Source organism: Clostridium massiliamazoniense (genome assembly GCF_001403635.1).
In the GTDB taxonomy this organism is placed as follows: domain Bacteria; phylum Bacillota; class Clostridia; order Clostridiales; family Clostridiaceae; genus Sarcina; species Sarcina massiliamazoniense.
The window spans coordinates 1007262-1033287 of the sequence record NZ_LN879468.1 but is presented as its reverse complement, the minus strand read 5'-3'; the positions used below and the strand labels follow the sequence as shown (position 1 = coordinate 1033287).

General features: G+C 28.0%; 25 protein-coding genes, 3 tRNA genes and 1 other annotated feature. Of the genes, 19 read left to right on the top strand and 9 right to left on the bottom strand.

Annotated elements, in window-relative coordinates; genetic code table 11:
- Nucleotides 1–3: 3 nt before the first annotated feature.
- On the bottom strand, nt 4–1377 hold the full coding sequence (locus ARA19_RS11785; protein ID WP_055071165.1) for an MATE family efflux transporter: 1374 nt from the start codon (nt 1375–1377) through the stop codon (nt 4–6).
- Nucleotides 1378–1464: 87 nt separating this feature from the next.
- Here ARA19_RS11785 and ARA19_RS11780 point away from each other — a divergent pair, with 87 nt between their 5' ends.
- The 4 genes from ARA19_RS11780 (at nt 1465) to ARA19_RS11770 (ending at nt 5678) form a co-directional block, all read left to right on the top strand.
- The gene (locus ARA19_RS11780; protein ID WP_055071164.1) at nt 1465–2277 is read left to right on the top strand and encodes a MerR family transcriptional regulator; all 813 of its coding nucleotides are present in this window, start codon (nt 1465–1467) and stop codon (nt 2275–2277) included.
- A gap of 87 nt (nt 2278–2364) precedes the next feature.
- Nucleotides 2365–2505, top strand: coding sequence for a hypothetical protein (locus ARA19_RS17635; protein WP_157452252.1), 141 nt, complete (start codon nt 2365–2367; stop codon nt 2503–2505).
- A gap of 218 nt (nt 2506–2723) precedes the next feature.
- Nucleotides 2724–3473 carry a DUF262 domain-containing protein gene (locus ARA19_RS11775; RefSeq protein ID WP_055071163.1) on the top strand — a complete coding sequence of 250 codons (750 nt, stop codon included), beginning with the start codon at nt 2724–2726 and terminating at the stop codon, nt 3471–3473.
- Nucleotides 3474–3650: 177 nt separating this feature from the next.
- Nucleotides 3651–5678, top strand: coding sequence for a sodium-translocating pyrophosphatase (locus tag ARA19_RS11770; RefSeq protein WP_055071162.1), 2028 nt, complete (start codon nt 3651–3653; stop codon nt 5676–5678).
- A 189-nt stretch (nt 5679–5867) separates the two neighbouring features.
- Here the strand turns inward: ARA19_RS11770 and ARA19_RS11765 are convergent, their stop codons facing one another.
- The gene (locus ARA19_RS11765; protein ID WP_147574393.1) at nt 5868–6560 is read right to left on the bottom strand and encodes a hypothetical protein; all 693 of its coding nucleotides are present in this window, start codon (nt 6558–6560) and stop codon (nt 5868–5870) included.
- On the bottom strand, nt 6550–7233 hold the full coding sequence (locus ARA19_RS11760) for a response regulator transcription factor (protein ID WP_055071160.1): 684 nt from the start codon (nt 7231–7233) through the stop codon (nt 6550–6552). The genes ARA19_RS11765 and ARA19_RS11760 overlap by 11 nt, the downstream gene beginning before the upstream one ends.
- A gap of 95 nt (nt 7234–7328) precedes the next feature.
- Here ARA19_RS11760 and ARA19_RS11755 point away from each other — a divergent pair, with 95 nt between their 5' ends.
- From ARA19_RS11755 to ARA19_RS11745, 3 genes are read left to right on the top strand one after another with little or no spacing between them, the layout of a single operon-like run.
- A complete protein-coding gene (locus tag ARA19_RS11755) occupies nt 7329–8573 on the top strand; it encodes a M16 family metallopeptidase (protein WP_055071159.1) in 1245 nt (414 codons plus the stop codon).
- 4 nt (nt 8574–8577) lie between these two features.
- Entirely contained in the window at nt 8578–9225 is a 648-nt protein-coding gene (gene recX / locus ARA19_RS11750; RefSeq protein ID WP_055071158.1) for a recombination regulator RecX, read from the top strand.
- A complete protein-coding gene (locus tag ARA19_RS11745; protein ID WP_055071157.1) occupies nt 9218–10297 on the top strand; it encodes a transglutaminase-like domain-containing protein in 1080 nt (359 codons plus the stop codon). Before recX ends, ARA19_RS11745 begins: the two co-directional genes overlap by 8 nt.
- Before the next feature lie 57 nt (nt 10298–10354).
- Here the strand turns inward: ARA19_RS11745 and ARA19_RS11740 are convergent, their stop codons facing one another.
- Nucleotides 10355–10708 (bottom strand): tetratricopeptide repeat protein, encoded by a 354-nt coding sequence (locus ARA19_RS11740; RefSeq protein ID WP_055071156.1) that lies wholly within the window; start codon nt 10706–10708, stop codon nt 10355–10357.
- 244 nt (nt 10709–10952) lie between these two features.
- Nucleotides 10953–11169, top strand: a binding site (T-box leader).
- A gap of 295 nt (nt 11170–11464) precedes the next feature.
- Between ARA19_RS11740 and ARA19_RS11735 the strand changes: the two genes are divergently transcribed.
- Genes ARA19_RS11735 through trhA form a run of 3 tightly spaced genes read left to right on the top strand, consistent with a single transcriptional unit; the run spans nt 11465 to nt 16090 of the window.
- Nucleotides 11465–14113 (top strand): valine--tRNA ligase, encoded by a 2649-nt coding sequence (locus ARA19_RS11735; RefSeq protein ID WP_055071155.1) that lies wholly within the window; start codon nt 11465–11467, stop codon nt 14111–14113.
- A gap of 9 nt (nt 14114–14122) precedes the next feature.
- The gene (locus tag ARA19_RS11730) at nt 14123–15424 is read left to right on the top strand and encodes a bifunctional folylpolyglutamate synthase/dihydrofolate synthase (protein WP_055071154.1); all 1302 of its coding nucleotides are present in this window, start codon (nt 14123–14125) and stop codon (nt 15422–15424) included.
- A gap of 27 nt (nt 15425–15451) precedes the next feature.
- Nucleotides 15452–16090: a PAQR family membrane homeostasis protein TrhA gene (gene trhA, locus ARA19_RS11725; protein WP_055071153.1), complete on the top strand. Its 639-nt coding sequence runs from the start codon at nt 15452–15454 to the stop codon at nt 16088–16090.
- A gap of 64 nt (nt 16091–16154) precedes the next feature.
- On the opposite strand, the gene ARA19_RS11720 is transcribed toward trhA, so the two are convergent.
- Together ARA19_RS11720 and ARA19_RS11715 are read right to left on the bottom strand one after the other, a co-directional pair.
- Nucleotides 16155–17252 carry an AI-2E family transporter gene (locus tag ARA19_RS11720; protein ID WP_055071152.1) on the bottom strand — a complete coding sequence of 366 codons (1098 nt, stop codon included), beginning with the start codon at nt 17250–17252 and terminating at the stop codon, nt 16155–16157.
- A 27-nt stretch (nt 17253–17279) separates the two neighbouring features.
- Complete coding sequence (locus ARA19_RS11715) at nt 17280–17804, bottom strand: DUF4364 family protein (protein WP_055071151.1); 525 nt, start codon at nt 17802–17804, stop codon at nt 17280–17282.
- 116 nt (nt 17805–17920) lie between these two features.
- On the opposite strand from ARA19_RS11715, the gene ARA19_RS11710 reads away from it, so the two are divergent.
- The 3 genes from ARA19_RS11710 (at nt 17921) to ARA19_RS11700 (ending at nt 20376) form a co-directional block, all read left to right on the top strand.
- On the top strand, nt 17921–18676 hold the full coding sequence (locus ARA19_RS11710) for a polysaccharide deacetylase family protein (RefSeq protein WP_055071150.1): 756 nt from the start codon (nt 17921–17923) through the stop codon (nt 18674–18676).
- 132 nt (nt 18677–18808) lie between these two features.
- On the top strand, nt 18809–19471 hold the full coding sequence (locus ARA19_RS11705; protein ID WP_055071149.1) for a single-stranded DNA-binding protein: 663 nt from the start codon (nt 18809–18811) through the stop codon (nt 19469–19471).
- Nucleotides 19472–19848: 377 nt separating this feature from the next.
- Nucleotides 19849–20376: a cob(I)yrinic acid a,c-diamide adenosyltransferase gene (locus ARA19_RS11700; protein ID WP_055071148.1), complete on the top strand. Its 528-nt coding sequence runs from the start codon at nt 19849–19851 to the stop codon at nt 20374–20376.
- Nucleotides 20377–20456: 80 nt separating this feature from the next.
- Here the strand turns inward: ARA19_RS11700 and dapB are convergent, their stop codons facing one another.
- The 3 genes from dapB to ARA19_RS11685 are packed head-to-tail and all read right to left on the bottom strand — an operon-like array spanning nt 20457 to nt 23109.
- Nucleotides 20457–21221, bottom strand: a complete 765-nt coding sequence (gene dapB / locus ARA19_RS11695; protein ID WP_055071147.1) for a 4-hydroxy-tetrahydrodipicolinate reductase — start codon at nt 21219–21221, stop codon at nt 20457–20459.
- Between the two features lie 13 nt (nt 21222–21234).
- Nucleotides 21235–22116, bottom strand: coding sequence for a 4-hydroxy-tetrahydrodipicolinate synthase (gene dapA, locus ARA19_RS11690; RefSeq protein WP_055071146.1), 882 nt, complete (start codon nt 22114–22116; stop codon nt 21235–21237).
- A gap of 21 nt (nt 22117–22137) precedes the next feature.
- Entirely contained in the window at nt 22138–23109 is a 972-nt protein-coding gene (locus ARA19_RS11685) for an aspartate-semialdehyde dehydrogenase (RefSeq protein WP_055071145.1), read from the bottom strand.
- A 322-nt stretch (nt 23110–23431) separates the two neighbouring features.
- On the opposite strand from ARA19_RS11685, the gene ARA19_RS11680 reads away from it, so the two are divergent.
- From ARA19_RS11680 to ARA19_RS11655, 6 genes are all read left to right on the top strand, one after another.
- Nucleotides 23432–23689 (top strand): alpha/beta-type small acid-soluble spore protein, encoded by a 258-nt coding sequence (locus ARA19_RS11680; protein WP_055071144.1) that lies wholly within the window; start codon nt 23432–23434, stop codon nt 23687–23689.
- Nucleotides 23690–23750: 61 nt separating this feature from the next.
- The gene (locus ARA19_RS11675) at nt 23751–24488 is read left to right on the top strand and encodes a class I SAM-dependent DNA methyltransferase (protein ID WP_055071143.1); all 738 of its coding nucleotides are present in this window, start codon (nt 23751–23753) and stop codon (nt 24486–24488) included.
- A gap of 14 nt (nt 24489–24502) precedes the next feature.
- Nucleotides 24503–25387 carry an Hsp33 family molecular chaperone HslO gene (gene hslO / locus ARA19_RS11670; RefSeq protein WP_055071142.1) on the top strand — a complete coding sequence of 295 codons (885 nt, stop codon included), beginning with the start codon at nt 24503–24505 and terminating at the stop codon, nt 25385–25387.
- 79 nt (nt 25388–25466) lie between these two features.
- Nucleotides 25467–25542, top strand: a tRNA-Phe gene (locus tag ARA19_RS11665).
- A 4-nt stretch (nt 25543–25546) separates the two neighbouring features.
- Nucleotides 25547–25621: transfer RNA gene (locus tag ARA19_RS11660), tRNA-Gly, on the top strand.
- A gap of 9 nt (nt 25622–25630) precedes the next feature.
- Nucleotides 25631–25705, top strand: a tRNA-Cys gene (locus tag ARA19_RS11655).
- Nucleotides 25706–26026: the final 321 nt, after the last annotated feature.

Here is a 26026-nt window from a genome sequence, read left to right as displayed (position 1 = left end):
CAGCTAGGAAGCTGATTCAGGTCTATTTTTTTCTTTATGATATATATTCAAATCAAAAATTTTTATTTTTTTAATTAAAATAGTTAATGAAATAATAAGACAAATAGCCTCAGAAATTGCAGCTGAAATCCAAATACCATTGCTTTTAAATATTAGAACCATTATAAATAGGCTTAAAGAAATAATAAATAAGCCTCTAGAAAGAGATATAATTGAAGCATATTTAGGTTTTTCTAAGGCTGAACAAAATCCACCTATTAAAACATTAAAGCCCATTAATAAGAAGGTGATTGAGTAAATACTAAATGCTTTAATAGTAAAGTTAAATAATTCTACATTAGAACTATCTAGAAAAGCTGAGACTATAGGCTTACTAAAGCATATAGACACTAAAAATGCAAAGGCAGAACTAATAGATACTGTTAATAAACTTAATTTTAATAATTTTTTTATAGATTCACGGTCACCTTTTCCGTAATAAAAGCTAACTAATGGTTGCATACCTTGACTTATTCCAAGCATAGTCATTAAAACTAAGCCGTTTATATAACTAATTACACTATAAGCTACTATTCCATTTTCACCAATAAGTTTTATTATAACTTGATTAAAAAGTAATATTACAATTCCGGCAGATAATTCTGTAATTGAATCAGGAAATCCAACTCGTACAGTTCTTGAAAAGTCATTTAAAGTAAATTTAAATTTAGTAAATTTTAATTTAGATTTTTTACTTAAAAAATAACTTAAAAAAATGATTGTTGATAAAACTTGAGATAAACCAGTAGCAAAGGCTGCACCAGCAACACCATAATTAAGTTTTACTACAAATATATAATCAAGAATTATATTAGTTAATGCTGATGATGTAACACCAATAGTAGATAAATAGGGTGCGCCATCTGCTTTACACAGAACTTCAAGATAGTAGGAAACCATAAAAAATCCATTAAAATAAGCTATGATTGATAAATATTCCTTCACAGTTGATAGGGTTGTACTATCTGCTCCTAAAAAATAAGCTAATCTATTAATATTAAAATGTGCTAATAAGAGTATAATTATTGAAGATATTATTAAAATTATTAAAGTAGAAGAAAATATCTTATCAGCATTTTTCTTTTGAGATTTTCCAAGATAAATGGATATAATAGTGGATGCTCCCACTGCAAATAGTAATGCAAAGGCAAAAATGAAACTTATAAAAGGCATAGATATATTTATTGATGCAAGAGCATTGGCTCCAACAAATTTTCCAACAAAAATACCATCTACCATTGTATAAATAGAAAATACCCACATAGCTGCAACAGAAGGCACTAAGTAATGTAGAAATTTTCTACTTAATTTAGTTTCTTTGTATTGTTTATTAGTCATTTTAAAACCTCCTTATTAAAATTTTAAACTATGGTATAATACTAGAGTCAATAGGATTTAATTTAATAATTGGGAAGTGAACGTAAAATGAAGGATTATTATAAAATCGGGGAAATTTCTAAAATATATTCTATAGGTAAGGATTCTTTGATGTATTACGAAAAGTTAGGCATATTAAATCCAATAAGAGATAAGAATGGATATAGATTATATAGTATAAATGATATTTGGAGATTAAATTTAATAAAGGAACTTAGAGCATTAAACTTTCCCATGAATAAAATAAAGGATTATTTAGATTGTAGAACTATAAAATCAACTAAAAATTTATTAGAAGAAGAATTAAATATGCTAGATGAAAAAATAAAGGAGTTTCTAAATCAAAAGGAAAATATAAAAAGTAGACTTTTAAATATAGAAAAAGAATTAGATTTTAATGATTTTGATAAGATAGAATTAAAATATTTTGATGATAGAAAAGCAATTATTCTTAATGGAGATATTGAAAGAGATTCAGAAGCAGATTTTTTAATAAAAAAGCTTCATAAAAAATTTGAAGAGAGATTTAATATTTTAGGTAATAATAATATTGGAGCTGTATTTTCTCTAGAGGAAATAAATAAAAATAATTTTAATTATTATAAGTCAGTTTTTTGTTTCTTAGAAGAAAATGAAGAGTTAAGTAACGTAATTATAGAAAAAGGGAATTATGTAACATGTACTTATAAGGGAGACTATAGTAATAAAAAATCATGCTTAAAAAGAATAATGAAATATATAGATAATAATCACTTAAAAATAAAAAGTGATCCTTTAGAGATATATAAGATAGATATTCATGAAACTGGAAATTATGAAGAATTCATAACAGAAATACAAGTTGCCATAGAGACCCAATAAAGGAGTAGTTTAATTAGTATATACTTTTCTAAGTTGCGGAAAATAATATTGAGATATTAATTAACTAAGAGATAAGGAGAAATTATTATGAGCAACAGAAATGAGAAAAAAATGTCAAATATTAAGAACTTTCAAGAAACTGGAGATAATAATCAATTAAATCAAAATATCAATAACATGAATAAAAGAGATCAAAGAGTGAAAAAAACAGAAAACCAACAATACTAAAATAATTAAATAAAAATTATGTTTTTGATGAGAATTTAAGTAGTAGTTGTAATATAAAGCACCCTCAATAATATATTTATTAGGGTGTTTTTTTTATTGATAAATGAAAATTAACCAATAAATGTATAGAATCAACATGATATTTCCATAATATACATATAAATAAAAATAATGAAAAGAAAATTTTAAGATGTTATGTGTAAGGGAGAGTTTTTATTATGATAAATACTTTATCAATTAGAAAATTAGTGAGTTATTTAAATAATCCAATAGAGCAAGGCGGTTTTTGGTTACCTAATGTACAAAGGTCCTTTGTATGGGATGAAAAGAAAATAGAAAAATTTTTAGATTCCATAATGAGAGAGTACCCAATTGGTCATTTTTTAGTTTTAAGAACTGAAAGTCCAATAAAATATAAAAGGTTTGTTAGTACATTTACAGATAAATTAAAATTAATAAGAATGAGTGAACCTATTAATGAGTATAAAAAATTCTTAGTTTTAGATGGACAACAAAGAATGCAATGTTTATATGTATCTATTTGTGGAAGTTATGAAGGTAAGGAAATGTATTTTAATTTGCTTAGTGGTCAAGAACCTAATGAAGAAAATATAAAATATGAATTTAAATTTATGAATAATGATGAAGCACCATGGTATTTTATTAGATTAAAAGACATAGTTAATTCTAAGGAGAGAAGAGGAGTTGCTAAGAGAAATTTAATTAATAAGATACAAAAGAGCTGTGATGATTTTACAGAGGAAATAAGATGTATAATAGATGATAATTTAGACCAAGTGATAAATAGATTTGTTAGTAAAGAAATAATTTCTTATGATGTATTAGATAATGTTGATAAGTCAAATTATTATGATTATCATGATATTTTAGAGATTATAACAAGAACCAATGAGGGTGGGACTATTTTAGAGAAAGAAGAACTAATTAAATCAATTCAAGTAAACTAATTAAGAGTTTCAATATATTTTTAATTAAGTTCTTAGATAAGAAAGTAAACATGGGATGAGCAGAAGGAGTAAACTAATAAAAAATAAAGGCCTCTTTAAATATATTTTTCTTTTTATTTATAAAATATGAGAAAAAGGAATAAGAATATAAAAGAGATAAATTTAAGGAGGAAGACCATGTCATTAATTTGGGTGGGAATTATAGGTGTAATAGCTTTAAGTGTAGCCTTCTTTATAAGAAAAGATATTATAAAGAAAGATGCTGGAAATGAAAAAATGAAAGAAATAGCCGAATGTATAGCTAAAGGAGCTATGGCATTTTTAAGAAAAGAGTATAAATACTTATTAATTTTTATAATAGCTGTTGCAATTATTATAGGATTTTTCTTAAATGTTATAACTGCTTTTAGTTTTATTTTAGGAGCTATTTTTTCTATTTTAGCAGGATATATTGGTATGAATGTTGGAGTTAAAGCTAATGTAAGAACGGCAAGTGGTGCTATGAAAGGTCAAAGGGATGCCTTAGCAGTTGCTTTTTCTGGTGGAGCTGTAATGGGGCTTTCTGTTGTTGGTTTAGGTATTTTAGGACTTACAATTGTAGCAGTTATATTTGGTATAGATAAAGTAGAGTATATAACTGGCTTTGGTTTTGGTGCTTCATCTATAGCTTTATTTGCTAGAGTTGGAGGTGGAATATATACTAAGGCAGCAGATGTAGGTGCTGATTTAGTTGGAAAAGTAGAAGCTGGAATACCAGAGGATGACCCAAGAAATCCAGCAGTCATAGCAGACAATGTAGGAGACAATGTAGGAGATATTGCAGGAATGGGGGCAGACCTATTTGAATCCTATGTGGGCTCTATAATATCAGCTATAACCTTAGGAGTTATGGCAAGTGTCACTTTAGGAGAAGAAGCATTAAAATTACCGATTTTACTAGGAGGAGCAGGAATAATAGCATCTTTAATGGGAATCTTTTATGTTAAAAAATCAAAAGACACAAATCCTCAAAGAGCTTTAAATAAGGCTATGTATATATCAGTCGTTCTTATGATAATATTTTCTTTTATATTAAGTAATGTATTGTTAAGTAGTATGAAACCTTTTATTTCAGTATTAATAGGAACAATTGTTGGAGTAGTTATAGGAAAAATTACAGAAATATATACATCTGACCAGTATGATTCAGTTAAAAGTATAGTTGAGAAGTCCAAAACTGGTGCTGGAACTAATATTATTGAGGGGTTAGCTATAGGAATGAAATCCACAGTAGTACCTATAGTAGTTATAGGAGGAGGAATTATAAGTTCATATATAGCTATGGGAGGTTTTGAGAATAGTGAATTAGGCCTATATGGAATAGCCCTTTCAGCTATAGGTATGCTTGCTACCTCAGGAACTGTAATATCAGTAGATGCCTATGGTCCAATTGCAGATAATGCTGGAGGCATAGCAGAAATGTCAGGACTTTCAGAAGAAGTGAGAAGTATAACAGATAAATTAGATTCAGTTGGAAATACTACAGCAGCCATAGGTAAAGGATTTGCCATAGGTTCAGCAGCTTTAACAGCTTTAGCTTTATTTGCTTCTTATGCTCAAGCTGTAAAAATTGAAGCTATTAACTTATTAAATCCTTTAACTTTAGTAGGACTTTTAATTGGATGTATGCTTCCTTTTTTATTTGGTGCTTTAACTATGGAGGCTGTTGGTAAAGCAGCAACTAAGATGGTAGAAGAGGTAAGAAGACAATTTAAAGAAAAGAAGGGGATAATGGAAGGTAAGGAAAAGCCTGATTATGAAAGATGTGTTGAGATATCAACAGAAGCAGCATTAAAAGAAATGGTTGTACCAGGACTTTTAGCTATAATTATACCTATTGTAGTAGGGATAATTTTAGGAGCAGAGGCTTTAGCAGGAACTATAGCAGGAGGTGTAGGTACAGGAGTTTTATTAGCTATTTTTATGGCAAATTCAGGTGGAGCATGGGATAATGCTAAAAAGTCTATAGAAGGTGGATTAGAAGGTGGAAAAGGTAGCGAGGCACACAAGGCAGCCGTAGTAGGAGATACTGTAGGAGATCCATTTAAAGATACATCAGGACCAGCTATGAATATATTAATAAAACTTATGACCATAGTATCAGTAGTTTTTGCTTCAGTAATATATGAGTATGGAGGGGTACTACTAAAATTATTAGGTAAGTAGTTATAAATAGAGACTTAATTCAATCAGAATTTGAATAGATAAAAAATAAAAGCTCTTTATTTCTGAGCAATTTTTGCAATAGAAATATTAGAGCTTTTTTATCTCATTAATTTTTAAGTTTTTCAAGATAGAAATAAAATTCAATTCCTTTATCTGTATGGACAACTCCGTATTGGCTATTGTGTAACTCTAAGAGATTTTTAGCAATAGATAATCCAAGACCATAACTTCCAGAATCTCTTTTGCAGTTTCATTTAATTTTAGCAGTGGCTTGGAGATTAAATTAGAAAAAATATAGGCAAAGAAAAAGCAGAAAATAATAAGTAGCAGAATTATAGCTTCATAAAAGTCTTTCATAATAGCACTTGCTTCTTCTATGGTTCTAAAGGGAGAGATAGATATTATAACAGCATCATTTTTACTACTAAGTGAAAATGGAGCTATAGAAACTATCTGTTTACTATTTCCCTTAGTGTTAACTACAGTAGTAATAATTTTACTTGAATTTAAAAATTCCTGTGTATAAAGTTTTTGTTCCTTAAGTTTATTTAAAATGCTATCTAAGGTAGCATCAATATCTTCGTTATTTTTTTGGCTAACTGTTATTTTGCTTATATTTGAATCTATTGGACAAATAGCAATTTTAGCAGTATTATTTAGTTCAAATGTAGTCATGGCATTTATGACAGCTTGAGTATTAACAGGCCAATTATAGTCATAATCTCTTTTAAATTGTAAAAGTGAATTTTGTAAATCTTCACTTTTTTTTTGGAGATAAAAACCTTGGAAAAAGAAGCTTTGAAAAATCATAAAGCCAATAAGAAGAGAGGCGATTAAGGAGAAAATTATTAGTATGAGTTTTTTTGTAATACTATTTTTCATCTTTAACTTCAAATTTATAACCGCTTCCTCTTACAGTTGTTATATATGAAGATTTGCTAAGTAATTTCTCTCTTAACCTTTTTATATTTGTATCTACAGTTCTAATATCGCCAAAGTAGTCAAATCCCCATACATTATCAAGGATTTTATCCCGTGATAAAGCTATGCCTTTGTTTGATGTTAGATATATCAAAAGGTCATATTCTTTAGGGGATAAAGAAACTTCTTCTTCTCCTAATCTAACTTCATGAGATAATTTATTTATGGTTAAACCATTAAAATCTAATATGTTTTTATCAACATTTGTATTTTCTATTCTTTTAAGAAGAGCTTTAATTTTAGCAACTAAGACTTTAGGACTAAAGGGTTTTGTTACATAATCATCTGCACCTAAATCATAGCCTCTTAGTTTATCTTCTTCTTCTTCTTTAGCAGTTAAAAGTATTATTGGAATATTAGATACAGATCTAATGGTCTCACAAACTTTAAAGCCATTTATTTTAGGCATCATTATATCGAGTACAACTAAATCTATATTATGTTCTGAAAAACTGTTTAGAGCTTCTTCTCCATCACTAGCTTCATATATTTTAAAACCCTCTTTACGGAAATAATCTTTTAAGAGAATTCTTATTCTAAGTTCATCTTCAACAATAAGTATGTTTTTTTTCATTACAATCAATCACCCCAAAATAATATTGCTTTTACCTCAAGTATTATTATACAATGAAAATTGGAATTTAGTAATTAAAAAATAGGAGAACTTTAATGAATAATTTAAATATTGATAATAAAATTATAACTTTAGATAATGGTTTAAAGGTTATAACTATAAAAAAAGATACACAGATAGCTTCTTTAAATATAGGAATAAATATAGGTTCGCTATACGAGAAAGATAGTGAAAGAGGATTAAGTCACTTTATAGAGCATATGCTTTTTAAAGGAACTAAAACTAGAAATAATGAAGAATTAAATAAAAAATTGGAGTTTTTAGGCGGAGATTATAATGCCTACACTGATAATTCTAACACTGTATTCACTGTAAGTTGTATAGAAGAGGAAATAGGGAATGCAATTGAATTATTAGGTGATATGTTAATGAATTCAGTTATGGATGAAAATGAAATAGTGAAAGAACAAGGTGTAGTGCTTTCAGAAATAAAGGCAAGTAAGGATGACATAGAAGATTTAAGTTTCAAGAGAACAAGTGAAGTTGCATTTTTAAAATCACCACTTAGATATGATGTTTTAGGAACAGAAGAAACAGTAAGTAATTTTAAAAGAAATGATATTGTAACCTATTATAATAGATATTATACTCCAGATAATGCTACACTAGTACTTGTTAGTTCTTTAAATCATAGTGATGCAATAAAATTAATAAAAGATGTTTTTAAAGAGTGGAAGGGAACTGTAGGAGAGAAAATAAAGATTCATTATGAAAAGAATCATTCAGGACTTTTTACAAGTTATAAAAAACAAATTGAACAAAGTACAGTGATATATTTATATAGTATGGAGAATCTTGAAGAAGAGGATGAAATGCCTTTAAAAATATTAAATCATAAGTTAGGTGAAAGTGCTAACTCTATTTTATTTAGAGAGTTAAGAGAAAATAGGGGACTAGCTTATGATGTATATACAAGTCTAGATTTAAGTAAAGATGTAAGAATAATGAATATTTTCACTGCTGTAAGTGAAGAATCAATAGATGAAACTATTAATGTAATAAACGATTGTATAAAAAAAATAAAAAGTAAAGATATAGTCTTTGATGAAGAAACTTTAGAGCTTATGAAAAAAATACATAAGACATCTGTGTTATCAACTTTAGAGGATTCAAGTGATTTATGTAATTATGTTTTAAATCAAAGTTTAGAAAATCGTCCTATAGATGATTTTATAGATGATATGAAAAAACTTGAAAAGCTTAAGGAGGATGATATTCATAGAGTATGTAATAAGTTTTTAGAGGGAGCAACTATTCATATATTAAAATCTGAGGAGTAATTTAATGAATAAGATTACTAATATAGAAACACAAAAAAGAAACGAGGAAAGAGTCAATATCTATATAGATAATGAATTTGCATTTGCTTGTTATAAAGAGATAGTTTATAAAGAATGTCTTAAAAAGGATATGGAAGTTGAATTAGAGAGACTTCGAAAAATAATTGAAGAAGAAGAATTTTTAAAATGTAAAAATTCAGCCTTAAGAATAGTAGAAAAGACTTATAAAACAGAAAAAGAAATGATAGATAAACTTTTGCAAAAAGGATATGAAGGTATTATAATAGAAAAAACTATAGCTTTTTTGAAAGAGTATAATTTTTTGAATGATGAAAAATATAGTTTAATGTATGCAAGGGACAAGAGTAAAATTCAAGGAAAAAATAAAATAAAATATTCTCTTATGAAAAAAGGTATAGATAAGGATACTATAGAAAATACATTAGAATCAATGGATAATAGTGTAGAAGAGGAAACAGCTTATAATTTAGCAATAAAAAAATATAGAATTTTATCTAAAAAAGAAAATGATAAATATAAATTGAATCAAAAATTAATCAGATTTTTATTGGGAAAAGGTTATGATTATGGCCTGATTAAAAGTGTAATAAAAAAAGTTACAAATGAGGAAGTGGAGGCGAACTATGAATAAATATATTTATTTATTAGCAATAGCAGTATTTATAATACCTCTCGTAATGTCATATTTTAAGAAGTTTGATAAGAAAAGTATATATGATGATTTTAATGGAGGGGCAAGGACTTTGCTTAAACTGGTAGCCTTTGCTATTGGCTATTATATTGTAAAATCAAGTAATGTTATAGAAAGAGGTATATCATCTATAATATCTCATTTTAATTTTTCAATTATAAGTCCAGCTATGACTGCATATATAATGCTTGTAATCATATTCCTTTTAATAATATATATTATATATGTTATTCTTAGAGGAATATTAATAGCTATAAACAATACCATAATAAAATCATCTATAAGAGCTTTAGATGCAAGAAAAAGTGGAAGAAAATCAGGAATTTCAGGAGTTTTATTTAACCTTCCAAATGCTTTATCTTACTTATTAATAGTTTTTCTAGTTGTTACAATATTACCTGTTTCAAATTTAAGTTCATTAAAGAGTGATTTTAATAATATAGTAACTAATACGGAAAGATTAATTAGTGGTAAAAAGCCAATAGATCAAGCCTTTACCACATCTTCATCAAATGATGGAAGTAATGTAATTGTATATTATAATGGTGTAAAATTAAGTACAGCAGTTAAAAGTGATGCAGCTATAAATAATATGGCAAAAGAAATTACTGCTGGAGATACTACTGATTTAGAAAAAGCAAAAGCTATTTACACTTGGGTTGGTAATAATGTAACTTATAGTGACCAAAAGGCAGATGAAATAAACAAAACAGGGGGAGAGGGTATACCATCAGGGGCTATACCAGCTTTCAATACAAGATCAGGTGTATGTTTTGATTATGCTTCACTATATGTTGCAATGGCAAGAGCTGTTGGGCTAAAAGTAAGAATGGTTTCAGGAGAAGGATATACTGGAACGGAATGGGGACCACATGCATGGAATGAAGTTTATATTCCAAGCGAAGGAAAGTGGATACCTGTAGACCCGACTTTTGAAAGTTCAGGGGATTTCTTCAATACATCAAATTTCTATGATACACATAGAGATGCTAAAGTAATAGGGCAATGGTAAAATAAAAGAACCTGTGGTTTTATTCTTAATTTAAGAATAATTCTACAGGCTTTTTTATTAGAATTTATTTAATTTTTTTAGTATGAGAGATATTGCCTTTTCACAATCTTTATCAGAGCTGTCTAAAGACCAAGCTATGTTAAAGTTCCTTAAAGCATTTTTATTGTCATTTAACATAGAGTAACAATAAGCTAAGTTAAAAAAGTATTTGGATTCATGGCATATAACCAAAGCCTGTTTTATCATTTTAATTGCTTTATCATATTTTTTCAATTTTATATAACAAACTCCAGCATTATAATATGCATGGGCTTCATATTGCTTGTTTTCAATAGCTTTATTATAATAATCTAAGGCTATTGAATAATTTTGATCATTGTAAAATTCATTTGCCTTTGAAAAATAATTCATTTCATACCTCCAATAATTACTTTAACTATAGTATTAACAATGAATTCCCAATTTATACCTTAGGCTAATATTAATATTAATATTACTTATATTAAAAAATATTCATCTTAAGTTAATTAAGTGATTAATTTAGTTGACATTAAGTAGAATTGAATAGTATTATAATAGATATTAAGAAACTAAATTTATATTTAGTTATTAAGAATATGTAAGAATAAATTTCTTGTAATTAAAAATGAATTAATAAAAAGCTTTGAGGAAGAGGAGTAGAGATAGGAAGAGTATATAGAGAGAAAAGTCCATAGGCTGAGAGACTTTTTTATTTGATATCTTGAAGGTAGCTTCTGAGCAACTTTAGTGAAATTTAAGTAGTTAAAGTCGGCAATTTTAGTCGTTATTTTAAGAGAGCCCTAAATTATTTTTAGGGAAAAAAGGTGGTACCGCGAGCTTTCGTCCTTTTATGGATGAGGGTTTTTTTATTTTTTAAAGCTTTTATTGAGCAAAATAAAGTATCACATTAAGTAAGTTAAATGAGAATAAGGATGAAAATTTTGTTCAAAATTATTCTATTAAATATTTCATTGCTGTAGCCTGTAGCATTTCAATCTTTTATAAATTAAAAGTAACAGGCACACATCAATAGATAACTTCAACTAAATTTCATATAGAGTTAAAGCTCTATATAAATTAAGTGGAACTTTACAAGAAAAACATTATATCTTCTAGATATAAGAGAAATAAGAGGAGGAATTATAGATGGATAATAACAATGTAAATATTTCTACTACCTATAATCCAAAGGAATTTGAAGAAAGACTTTATGCCAAATGGCAAGAAAAAAAATACTTTACACCAGAAGTTGATAAGAGTAAAAAGCCTTATACAATAATAATGCCACCCCCAAATATAACTGGTAAATTACATTTAGGTCATGCTCTTGATAATACTCTTCAAGATATGCTTATAAGATTTAAAAGAATGCAAGGATACTGCACTTTATGGCTTCCAGGAGAAGACCATGCAAGTATTGCAACAGAAGTTAAGGTTGAAAATGAGCTTATAAAGCAAGGTCTTTATAAAAAGGAAATGGGAAGAGAAGCATTCCTTGAAAAAGTTTGGGAATGGACAGATGAATATAGAGAGAGAATAAGAGAGCAACTTAAGAAAATGGGTTGTTCAGCTGACTTTACAAGAGAAGCATTCACAATGGACGAAAACTTAAGTAAAGCAGTAAGACATGTCTTTGTAAAATTATATGAAGAAGGCTTAATATACAGAGGAAACAGAATAACTAACTGGTGTCCAAAATGTCAAACAGCTTTATCAGATGCAGAAATAGAATATGAAGAACAAGAAGGTAACTTCTGGCATATTAAATACCCAGTTGTAGGTTCAGATGAATTTTTAGAAATAGCTACAACTAGACCAGAAACATTATTAGGAGATACTGCTGTTGCTGTAAATCCAAATGATGAAAGATATAAGCACTTAGTAGGAAAAATGCTTAAATTACCTTTAACAGATAGAGAAATACCAGTAGTAGCTGATGATTATGTTGATGTAGAGTTTGGTACAGGAGCTGTTAAAATAACTCCAGCTCATGATCCTAATGACTTTGCTGTAGGTCAAAGACATAACTTAAAACAAATCAGAATAATGGATGATGCTGGTGTAATCAATGAATTAGGTGGAAAATATGCAGGCTTAGATAGATATGAAGCTAGAAAAGCTATGGTTAAAGACCTAGAAGAACAAGGTTTATTAGTTAAAGTTAAACCTCATGTTCACAACGTTGGAACACATGATAGATGTGGTACTGTTATTGAGCCAATTATATCACAACAATGGTATGTTAAAATGGAAGAATTAGCAAAACCAGCTATAGAAGTTGTTAGAAATAAAGAAACTAAATTTGTTCCAGAAAGATTTGAAAAAACATATTTCAACTGGATGGAAAACATTCAAGATTGGTGTATTTCAAGACAATTATGGTGGGGACACAGAATTCCAGTTTGGTACTGCAAGGATTGTAATGAAATTACAGTGTCAATGGAAGATGCAACTGCTTGTAAGCACTGTGGTTCAAAGAATATAGAACAAGAAACTGATGTTTTAGATACTTGGTTCAGTTCAGCTTTATGGCCTTTCTCAACTCTTGGATGGCCAGATAAAACAGAAGATTTAGATTTCTTCTATCCAACAGCAACATTAGTTACTGGATATGATATTATATTCTTCTGGGTTGCTAGAATGATATTCTCAGGAATACACAACATGGGAGAAACTCCATTTGAGACAGTATTAATTCACGGAATTATAAGAGATGAACAAGGAAGAAAAATGAGTAAATCTCTTGGAAATGGTGTTGATCCACTTGAAGTTATAGATGAATATGGTGCAGATGCATTAAGATTTATGCTTGTAACAGGTAATGCTCCAGGTAATGATATAAGATATATTCCAGGTAGAGTTGAAGCAGCAAGAAACTTTGCTAATAAGATTTGGAATGCTTCAAGATTCGTTATGATGAACCTTGATAGAAATCTTATGGAAAAATATAAAGATAATAAAGACTACAGCTTAGCTGATAAGTGGATATTATCAAGAATGAACACTTTAGTTAAAGATGTTACAGAAAACATGGAAAAATATGAATTAGGAATAGCACTTCAAAAAGTTTATGATTTCCTATGGACTGAGTTCTGTGATTATTATATAGAACTTGTTAAACCAGTATTATATGGTGAAGATGAGTCAGAAAAAGGAAGAGTATTTAATGTTCTATACAGAGTATTAGAAACAGGATTAAAATTACTTCATCCAGTAATGCCATTTATAACTGAAGAAATATTTACTCACTTAAGCACAGAAGTTGAGTCAATAACTATATCAGAGTGGCCAACATATGAAGAAGAACTTAAAGATGAAAAGTCAGAAAAAGATATGGAATTTGTAATGGAAGCAATTAAGTCATTAAGAAACTTAAGAGCAGAAATGAATGTACCACCATCAAGAAAAGCTAAAGTTATGGCTTATGCTTCAGCAGAAGCTAAGGATGCATTTATAAATGGTGCAGCATATCTTGAAAAACTTGCTTCAGCTTCAGAAGTTACTTTCTTAGATAATAAAGAAAACTTAGATAAGAACTTAGTTTCAGTAGTTGTTAAGGGTGGAGAATTATTCTTACCACTATTAGACTTAGTTGATAGAGAAAAAGAGCTTGAAAGATTAGATAAAGAAAAGAAAAAATTAGAAGGTGAAATCAAGAGAGTTGAAGGAAAACTTTCTAATGAAAGATTTGTAAGTAAAGCACCAGAAGCTGTTGTTAATGAAGAAAGAGCTAAAGGTGAAAAATATAAAGAAATGCTTGAAGCTGTATTAGAAAGAATAGAAGCTTTAAAATAGGAGGATGCCATGAATTATAGTGAAGCTATGAATTTTATAGCTAACACTTCAAGATTTGGTATGAACTTTGGTCTTAGTAGAGTAGAAAAAATGTTAGAGCTACTAGGAAATCCTCAAAATAAAATAAAATGCATTCATATAGCTGGAACCAATGGAAAAGGTTCAACTACAGCTATGATTGCATCAATACTAAAGGAAGAGGGGTATACTGTAGGAATGTATACCTCTCCTTATTTAGAAGAATTTGAGGAAAGAATCCAAATAAATGGAGTTAACATACCAAAAGAAAGGTTAGCTGAATTAGTAAGTAAAATACAAAAAGTATCAGAGGAAATAGTAACTTTAGGATTTGATAATCCTACACAATTTGAAATAATAACAGCTATAATGTTTTTATATTTCTCAGAGGAAAATGTAGATTATGCAATAATTGAAGTTGGCCTTGGTGGAAGATTAGATGCTACTAATGTTATAGATCCAGTTTTAGTAGTTATAACATCTATAAGTTACGACCATATGAATATTTTAGGAGAAACTATAGAAGAAATAGCGGGAGAAAAGTGTGGAATAATAAAAAATTCTCCTGTGGTTACATATCCTCAAGTTGAAGAAGCTATGAAAGTCATAGAAGAGAAGTGCAAGGAAAAATCAGTACAATTAATTAAAACTTCAGAGAGCTCAATAAAGGAAGTAATTATTAATAAAAATGATAATATACAAAACATTAAGCTAGAAGTAGGAAGTGAATTAAAAGAATATAAATTAGCCTTAATAGGAAAGCATCAAGTGAAAAATGCTATGGTAGTTTTAAATGTTATAGAAGCCTTTAAAACTTTAGGGGGAAGTGTTAAAGAGGAATCTATTAAAGCTGGTCTTGAAAATGTTAGATGGATAGGAAGAATGGAAAGACTAAATAAAAATCCTATGGTTGTAATAGATGGTGCTCATAATATTGATGGAATAAGAACATTAAAAGAATCAGTTAAGGAATATTTTTCATATAATAAGCTAATATTAATATTAGGGATTTTAGGTGATAAACAAGTTAAGGAAATGGTTAATACTATAGGTTCTTTAGGAGAAGATATAATATTAACAGAACCTCATAATGAAAGAGCAGAATCCTTAGAAGTTATGGAAAGTTATTTAAAAGAAGAAAATAAAAATGTCTACAAAATAATGAATTATAGAGAAGCTTATGAAAAAGCTTTAGACCTTGCAAATGAGGATGATTTAATCCTTATATGTGGTTCTCTATACATGGTAGGAGACATGAGAAAAGAAATAACTAGAAAACTATTTAATATTTAATTAGAAGGTTGTAAAAGGGGTGTTTTAATGGAAAATAATAGTGGATTTTATACTTTGGGTGAAGAAATAGCTAATGCCATAACTCATGGCTTAGGATTATGTCTTGCCATTGCAGGAACTGTTATTATTGTTATTTTAGCTACGTTAACTGGTGATGCTTATAAGGTAACTAGTGTAAGTATATATGGTGCAACATTAATTTGTTTATATCTAGGTTCTACTCTTTATCATAGTATACCTGGAAAAATGGCTAAAAAATTTTTTAGAATAGTAGACCATTCATCTATATATTTGCTAATAGCTGGTTCTTATACTCCATTTACACTAATTTCACTTAGAGATGACTTTGGATGGCTTATGTTAATCTTAGTTTGGACTTGTGCTATAATAGGGATATTTTGTAAAGCCTTTTGGCTTGAGAAATTTACTAAGTTATCGACAATTCTTTATATAGCTATGGGATGGCTAGTTATTTTTAATATTAGTAATTTAGTAAAGAATGTTCCTGTAGCTTCAGTGGTGTTATTAGCTTTAGGAGGTATAGCCTATACCTCAGGATGTTTATTTTTTGTAAAGGATAAATGGAGATTTAATCATGCCATATGGCATATATTTGTTTTATTAGGAAGTGCATTACAGTATTTTTCAATGCTATTTATAATATAGTAAAAATAAAGATGTCGATTTATCTTAATTTTTGATAAATCAACATCTTTTTTTAAAAAATGAATTATTCAGTTTTTTTAGATAATTTAAGTTCTAAGTATTTATCTACATATATCTTTAGTAAAGCAGCAATAGGAACACTTAAAAACATTCCTAGAACACCGCCGATACCTCCACCAACAGTAACTGAAAAAATTATTAATAATGGAGAAACTCCAACTTGATCTCCTAGTATTTTAGGACCTAAGTATAAACCATCAAACTGTTGTAGTAGGAATATGAAAATTAGAACGATAATAGCTAGTTTAGGATTAACAAATAAAGTTAATATGAAAGCTGGTATCATTCCTATAAAAGGTCCAAAGTAAGGAATCATATTTGTAATTCCCACTATTAAAGCAATTAATAGTGCAAATGGAGCTTTTAATATTATTAAACCTATGTAGCATAGAACACCTATTATTATAGAATCAATAGTTTTTCCAATTATAAATTTAGAAAACACTAAATTAGATGTAGATAAAAATTCTATAGTAAAATCTGACTTTTCCTTTGGTAAAATCGCTCTTAGGAATTTAATAAAAAATGCTTTTATTTTATTTTTTTCAGATAACATATAAATAGAGATTATAAATCCAAAGAGAAATTTAATAAAAGAAGATGTAAATCTAATTGTTTGGTCAAGTAATTGTTTCATAAAATTACTTAAAAATTCAGCTAAATTGCTAAAGGTTGATAGAAATACATTTTCTATTTGATTTGTTAAATCAGGAGAAGAAGTATGGATTTTACCAAGTGATTCTGTAATAAAAGATTGTGCTGTATTAATATAATTGGATAGGTTATGTGCTAAATCAGTAATACTTTCTATGATTGTAGGTATTATTACTAAACATAGAAATACTAATATTATTATGGTAATAAGATAAGTTAAAATAATACTTAAGGATTTTTTTAGATTGAATCTATTTTCAAACCATATAGAAATAGGATTTAGTAAGTAAGCTATACCAAATGCCCAAAAGAAAGGCATTAATATTGATAATATAGTACTAAAAAATCCTGAAAAAATAGACTCAATACTAAAAATAAATTTAAGTAATATTATTGAGATTAGTATTATGGGAATTAAATTCAAATAATACTTATTTTTTTTTGTCAATTTTTGTCCCCCTTAAATTTTAACTAACTAATTAATTAAAGCATCTATTATTTTATTATAAATTTCAGATGAATTATTTTTCCATTTAGAACAAAGCTCTTGAGCTTGTGCTTTAGATGGTACATTAACACTTAAATCTAATAATAAACAATCCCCTTCTAATGCTTTTAACGTAACTATAAATGAATCCTTATTGTCTGGAACGTAATCACTAAATATATTTAATTCTTTTTTTATTTGTTCTGTTTTTTCTGATAGATAATCATCTATTATTGCAGTTTTATTAGTTGATAATCTATCTTTAAATAAACTTAAAACAGTATCTCCTTTTTTTGTGAGGAAAACAAATTCTTTATTATCCTTTTCTTCATATTTTATAAATTCAGATTCTTTAAGTTCGGATATATATTGTTGAAGCATAAAATAATTTATGAAGCTCTTTTCCAAAACTATATCTGTCAATTGAGAATGGGATATAGGGTATTTTATAGATTTTATTATATATAATAGTAAAAGCTTATTTTCAGCTAATTCTATTGTATTATCATACATTTTCTTTTTCCTCCATAATTTTGATGCAATAGTTATTCTAATTATAACACATAATTTATAGTATAAGAAACTTTATTTGTTTTTATTAAAAAAATGAAAGGAGACTAGTGAAGTCAATGAAAATAAAGAGAAGAAAAATATATTTTGTTGTGTTATTAATAATAAACATGCTATTAAATTTTAATGTTAGTGCGTATTCAGCGAGTAAAGATTACAAAGATGAAATGCCTATTTATTCAGTGGAAAGTGATGAAAAGTTAGTAGCAATTACTTTTGATGTGAATTGGGCTGAAAAAGATTATCTAGATGATATACTAAAAGTTTTAGATGATTATGATGTAAAGGCAACATTTTTTGTAATGGGAAAATGGGTTATATATCCTGAGGGGAATAAAGAGAAATTAGTAAGAATATGTAATAAAAACCATCAAATAGGTAATCATAGCTATGTACATCCAAACTTTCTGCGAATAAACAGAAAACAAATTGAAAACGAAATTGTAAAAACAGAAAAAATAATATATGATATAACTGGAAAGAAAACTACGGTTTTTAGATTTCCTAGCGGTGCCTACAATAAAGAGGCTGTTAAATGTGTAAATGCTATGAATTATAAATCAATACAGTGGAGTAAAGACAGCGTGGATTGGAAGAATATTGGTCTTGAAAAAGAATATAATAATGTAATGAAAGACATAGATGCTGGAGATATTTTATTATTCCATAATAATGGAGAAAATACTGTTGAAAATTTAAAAAGAATAATTCCAGATTTACAACGTAAGGGATATAAATTAGTAAAATTGGAAGAGTTAATGCATGATGGTGCTTATATTGTTAATGAAAACGGTAAACAATTAAAAATAAATTAACATAAACCTATTGAAAATAGAGAAATATTTGTATTATAATGGAAATGTGTTAATTTATTACAATGATTAAATACCAAAATTAATGAAAAGAATTTATTTAAACAACTGATGGGGAGAGGGGTTAAGATTAACATGGATAATTTAATGTTAAATAACAAGATTTACTTAGAAGGAACAGTTTCATCTGAATTAGAATTTAGTCATGAAATGTATGGTGAGGGTTTTTATACTTTCGATTTAGATGTAATGAGATTAAGTGATTCAAAGGATACTTTGAATATAACAGTGTCAGAAAGATTAATGACAGAACTGGACTTAACTATTGGTAAAGATGTAATAGTGGAAGGCCAATTAAGAAGTTACAATAAATTTGTTGATGGAAGCAACAAACTTATATTAACAGTTTTTGCTAGAAATATAGAACCTTGTTTAGAAAGAAGTAAAAATCCTAATGAGATATTCTTAGATGGATTTATATGTAAAGAACCTATATATAGAACTACACCTTTTGGTAGAGAAATTGCAGATTTATTATTAGCTGTTAATAGAGCTTATAACAAGTCAGATTATATTCCTACAATTGCATGGGGAAGAAATTCGAGATTCTGTAAGGTATTAGAAGTAGGAGATAATATAAGAATATGGGGAAGACTTCAAAGCAGAGAATACCAAAAGAAAATTTCTGAAACGGAAGTTGTTAAAAAGGTTGCTTATGAAGTATCTATTTCTAAAATGGAAAAGGTTGATGAGTCACAATCTCAACCATCAGATATAGAAACACAAGAAATTATGTAAATTATATAATATTTAAGGCTATTCAGTAATGAATGGTCTTTTTTCATCTAAATTAAATTTTTGTTATAAAGTGAGGTTTAATTTACATAGAGTAAAGCTTCATTTGAATTTATAGCAAAGTCACTTAGAAATATATATCTTTTATTTTAAGCTTATAAAGAATTAGAATATTAGTTATGAGGTAAAATATAAAAGAATAATATATAAGTATGTTAAAATAATTAAGATAAACTGAAACTTAATTTAGATAAAGTTTTTACTTTAACTAAATTTTAGTGAAAGTTAACTAGGAGGTTGTGTCTATTCATCCTAAACTTATGGAGGATAGGAGTGTTACAGCCTTTAGTTATGAGATAAAGTAATAGGAGTGTAGAGTTATGGAAAAAGGATATATACAAATATACACAGGAGAAAGTAAAGGGAAAACTACAGCAGCTATGGGCTTAGCTATAAGAGCAGCAGGAAGTGGGCTTAAAGTTTGTATAGTACAATTTTTGAAGGCTTGGAAAACATCAGAATTAAATAGTTTAGAAAAAATAGATAATATAGATGTTTTCAGATTTCAAACTATAAAAAAGTTTACTTGGGAGTTAAATGAAAGTGAACGTAAACAAATAGAAGAAGAAACAAAGAAAGCATATAATTTTATTTTAAATGTATTTAAAGAAAAAAAATATGATGTAGTTATAGTAGATGAAATAATGGGTGCTTTAGGAGCAAAGTTATTAACAGAGCAAGAGGTTTTAGAATTGATGGATAAAAAACCAGATACAGTAGAGCTTGTAATGACAGGAAGATATCCAACGGAAGCAATTATAAATAAGGCTGATTTAGTAACAGAAATGAATGTTGTAAAACATTATTTTAATGAGGGAGTTCAAGCAAGATTAGGTATAGAGTTTTAATTTGTCAATGTATAGCTAGAGAAAAAGCAGAGAGGATGTATCTGTAATTTGATACATCCCCTTGTGTAATTAAATTTTATTTAAAATTCAATATTTAAAACATTGTCCATATCATATTTTCCTGGTGAAGTTACAGTAGACATAAATTCACAAGCTTTTATTGCACCCATAGCAAATAAGTCTCTTGATATAGCTTTATGTGTTATTTCTATAATTTCGCTATCACCAGCAAAAATAACTTCATGGTCACCTATAATTCCACCACCTCTTACAGTGTGAACACAGATTTCATTTTCTTCTCTTTTTTGTATACCTTCTCTACCATAGATTAATTTAGTTTCATCTTTAATAGAATCTTGGATACTATGAGCAAGCATAAGTGCAGTTCCACTAGGAGCATCAACTTTTTGATTATGGTGTTTTTCAATTATTTCTATATCGAAATTCTTATAAAGAACATCTGAAACTTTTCTAAGAATATTATTCATTATATTAACACCAATACTCATATTAGCTGATCTAAATAATGGAATTTCTTTTGAAGTATTTTCTATTAATTCTAAATCTTCTTTTGTATATCCAGTTGAGCATAATATTAAAGCTTTATTTTTAGCTTTTGCTAATAAAACTAAGCTTCCTAAAGTTTCTGCTCTTGAAAAGTCAAGTATTACATCAAAGTCAACATCTATATTATTGACATTATCAAATATAGGGTAACTTCTTGTAACATTTGTATTTCTGTCGAATCCAGCAACTATTTTAACATCTGGAAATTTATTTTCTACCATATTAGTTATTGTAGTACCCATTTTACCACAACAACCACTTAATAAAACTTTAACCATAATATCCTCCAAGTTATTTTAATAAGTTATTTTCTTTTAAAACATCCTTTAATTTAGAAAGATTAACTTCTTCCATATCGCAAAGTGGAAGTCTAAGTTCACCACATTCAAAGCCCATTAAATTCATTGCAGTTTTAACAGGAATAGGGTTTGTTTCTATAAATAAGGAGTTAGCAAGATTTAAATATTTTAATTGAAGATCTAAAGCTTCTTTAGTTTTGCCATTTAAGTAAAGCTCACACATTTCATGAGTTTCTTTAGGTAAAACATTGGCAAGAACAGATATAACACCTTCTCCACCAAGTGATAAAAGAGGAATGATTTGGTCATCATTTCCTGAGTAAATTGAAATTTTATCTCCACAAAGAGCTTTCATTTCTGCTATTTGAGAGAAGTTTCCACTAGCTTCTTTAATAGCTACAATATTGTTAAGATCAGATAATTTTAAAAGTAAATCTGGACTTATGTTCATATTAGTTCTTGATGGAACATTATATAGGATTATTGGAGTTTTTACAGCATCATTTATAGCCTTAAAATGTTCATATAATCCTTTTTGAGATGTTTTATTATAATAAGGAGTAATAACTAGAAGTCCATCAACACCCATTTTTTCAGACCAAATACTCATTTCTATAGAAGCTTTGGTATTGTTACTTCCAGTACCAGCTATAACAGGTATTCTTCCTTTTACTGTTTTTACTGTAAATTCTATAGTGTCTTTTCTTTCTTGAAGTGACATAGTAGTTGCTTCACCAGTAGTTCCACAAACTAAGATAGCATCAGTTCCTTGTCCAATATGCCATTCAATAAGTTCTTTTAATTTGTCAAAATTAACTCCAGTTTCATTAAATGGTGTAACTAGAGCTACACAGGATCCTTTAAAAATTGCCATGAAAAATACCTCCTAAGTAAATTATTTTATTAATAATTCTGCTATTTGTATTGCGTTTAATGCAGCACCTTTTCTTATATTATCTGCAACAATCCAAATATTTAATCCGTTATCAACACTAAAGTCTCTTCTTATTCTTCCAACAAATACTTCATCCTTACCATCGCAATTTAAAGGGGTAGGATATAGATTTTTAGATGAGTCATCCATAACAACTAGTCCTTTAGCTTCCTTAAAAGTATTTATAACATCATCTAAATCGAAAGCTGTATTTAGTTCTATATTAATGCTCTCACTGTGAGAATTTAATACAGGAACTCTAGCTGTTGTAGCAGTAACTCTTAAATCTGAATCGTGTAAGATTTTTCTACTTTCTTCAATCATTTTTATTTCTTCTTTAGTGTATCCATTATCTAAAAATACATCTATATGTGGTAAAATATTGCCCGTTATATTTTGTGTAAATTTTTTGCAAGTACCTTCTTTTAAATCTAATATCCCTTGAATTCCAGCACCTGATACAGCTTGATAAGTAGAGTAAACAACTCTTTTTAAACCATATTTATCAGCTAATGGTTTTAAGGCAACCATAGCTTGTATAGTAGAACAATTTGGATTGGCAATTATACCATTATGCCATTTAATATCTTCAGGGTTAACCTCTGGAACAACTAAAGGTACTTTAGGGTCCATTCTCCAAGCACTACTATTATCTATTACTACAGCACCATAGTTAGCGAATATAGGAGCAAATTCAAGACTAGGTCCACCACCTGCTGAGAATAAAGCAAAATCTATTTTTTTATTTTTTATATTTTCTTCACATAATTCTTCTATTAAATAATTTTCTTTTTTAAATGGTAAAGTCTTACCAGCAGATCTCTTAGAAGCAAATAAAAATAACTCCTTAATTGGGAAATTTCTTTCTTCAAGTATTTCTAAAAATTTTCTTCCTACGTTACCTGTAGCACCGACTATTGCAACATTATACAAAACTATCCCCTCCTAAAATATAAATAATATTATATATTCAATAATAGTTCAAAATGGTCTTAATTAGCAAGTTTTATTAATGAAAAAATTAAGAAAATATTAATTTTTTGAATATAATAAGTATAATGTTTTAGAAAATGGGAAAAATAACTATAATCTATATATTTGAAAGTAGGATAAAATAAGTGCTTTTTCTAAATTTGTTTTTTATAAAATATTAGTTAATGCAGGGTTTTACCTAAATAAGAATATAAGGATACAATTAAAACTTTTGAATATGAATATTATTTTTGAATAATTGTATAAAGTAGGAGGACTTAAAATGAGTAAGACACCTTTGAAAAAAATAATAAAAAGTAAATTAAAAACTAATAAGGAACTTACAGAAGAAGAAAAACTTAGGGAAAAAATGAAGTATGAAATAGCTGATGAATTAGGATTAAAGGACAAGGTTGATAGTTTAGGTTGGGGGGGACTTACAGCAGAAGAAACTGGTCGAATTGGAGGGATAATGACTAAAAGAAAAAAAGAAAGGAAGATACCAAGTAATGATATTATATTAGGTAGACGAAAATATTGACTAAAAATACTTTTAAATATAATATTTTATGTATAATTTAAATTAGATGGGGGAGAAATCTATGGACAGTTATAACAAAATGGCTAGAGTCTATGATGAACTCATAAATGAAGATATAAATTACGAGGAAATAAGCAATTTCTTAGTAGATGCTTGCAAAAAATATGATGTTAACTTTAATTCTTATTTAGATTTAGCCTGTGGAACAGGAAATGTAGGCATATTAGTAGGAAAGTATTTCAAAGATAATTACTTTGTAGATTTATCAGAAGATATGCTTATAGAAGCAGATGCGAAGTTAAGGGCTTCTAAAGTTAAAGGTAAAATAATATGTCAGGATATGTGTGAATTGAATTTATTAAAAAAGTTTGATTTAATAAGTTGTGTTTTAGATTCAACTAACTACATATTAGAAGAAGAAGACTTAGAGAAATATTTTAAGTCTGTATATGAGCATTTAGAGAATGATGGCTTATTTATATTTGATATAAATTCTTATTATAAATTATCAGAGGTTCTTGGTAACAATGTATATACCTATGACAGTGAAGATATATTTTATTCATGGGAAAATATATTTGAAGATGAAATAGTTGAAATGACTTTAAATTTCTTTATTAGAGATGGAGAGTTATATGAAAGATTCACTGAAATACATGAAGAAAGAGCTTATAAGGAAAAACTTATAGAGGATATTGTGAAAAAAGTTGGATTCAATATTGTTTCCAAAAATGAAGGATACAGTTATAATAGTGTAAAAGAAGATAGTGAAAGAATCTTATACATATTAAAAAAGTAACGGAGGAAATTTTTATGAAGGATAAATTAATAAGAGCAACAGCTAAAGATGGAATGGTTAGAATAATAGCAGCTCAAACTAGAGATTTAGTAAATGAAGGAAGTCGTATTCATGGGTGTACACCAACAGCAGCTGCTGCTTTAGGAAGATTATTAACAGCTGGTGTTTTAATGGGATCAACTTTAAAATCAGAGAAAGAAGTTATAACTCTTCAAATGAAAGGTGGCGGACCGGCAAAAGGAGTTACAGTAACTGCTTATTCAGATGGATCAGTTAAAGGATATATTGGTAATCCTAATGTTAACTTACCTTTAAATGTTGCTAATGGGAAATTAAATGTAGGAGAAGCTATAGGTAAAGATGGAATGCTTACAGTAATAAAAGATCAAGGGTTAAGAGAACCATATGTTGGACAGGTTCCAATATATAGTGGAGAAGTGGCTGAGGATTTAGCATATTACTATACTATGTCAGAGCAAGTTCCAACTGCAGTAGCTTTAGGAGTATTAGTAGATACTGACTTAAGCATAAAAGCAGCAGGAGGATATATAATACAATTAATGCCTGGTGCTGATGAACTTTTAGGAGATTTATTAACTTATAGATTAGAAGAAACAAAATCTGTAACTACAATGTTATCAGAAGGAAAAACTATAGAAAATATAATTGAAGAAATATTCGATGGTATGGATTTAAAAATATACAATGAAGAAATAACTCCAGAATACAAATGTGACTGTAGTAGAGAAAAAGTGGAAAAAGTATTTATTAGTATAGGTAAAAAAGATTTAGAAGAAATATATAATGAAGGTAAAGAAGAAGAAATAAAATGCAACTTCTGTGGAACTGGATATAAATTTACTAATGAACAAATTGGTGAATTATTAAAGAATCTTTAAAAAACTTTTTAAAAATAGTTGACAAAAATGATTTAAAATATTATAATTAATAATGTCTTAAGGATGACTTAAGACATTTGGCTCGATAGCTCAGTCGGTAGAGCAGAGGACTGAAAATCCTCGTGTCGCTGGTTCGATTCCTGCTCGAGCCACCATATTGCGGAAGTGGCTCAATGGTAGAGCGTCACCTTGCCAAGGTGAATGTTGTGGGTTCGAGTCCCGTCTTTCGCTCCAATTTAATAAGGCGCTATAGCCAAGTGGTAAGGCAGAAGTCTGCAAAACTTTTATTCCCCAGTTCAAATCTGGGTGGCGCCTCCAAGAAGCAAGTAATTTTAAAAATTACTTGCTTTTTTTTATTCTGTAGTGACTATATGAAATGGCACAAATGGATAAATACATTTAGCTCAGAAAAAGAATCTATTAGAATTAAAAATTTTTTTGTTTATAGTAACATATCTGGTACATATACAAAAGTAAAGGAGTTTTATTATTTTAAAATAGAGTCTTTTATTTAAATTAAAGGGAGTCTTAAACTTCATTTGAATTTTAAAGGGGGACTATCTAGGAAATTAGTATATTATAAAACATAGTAACTAAGATGAGTAAAATAATTTAATATGATTAAAGAAAACGAATTCA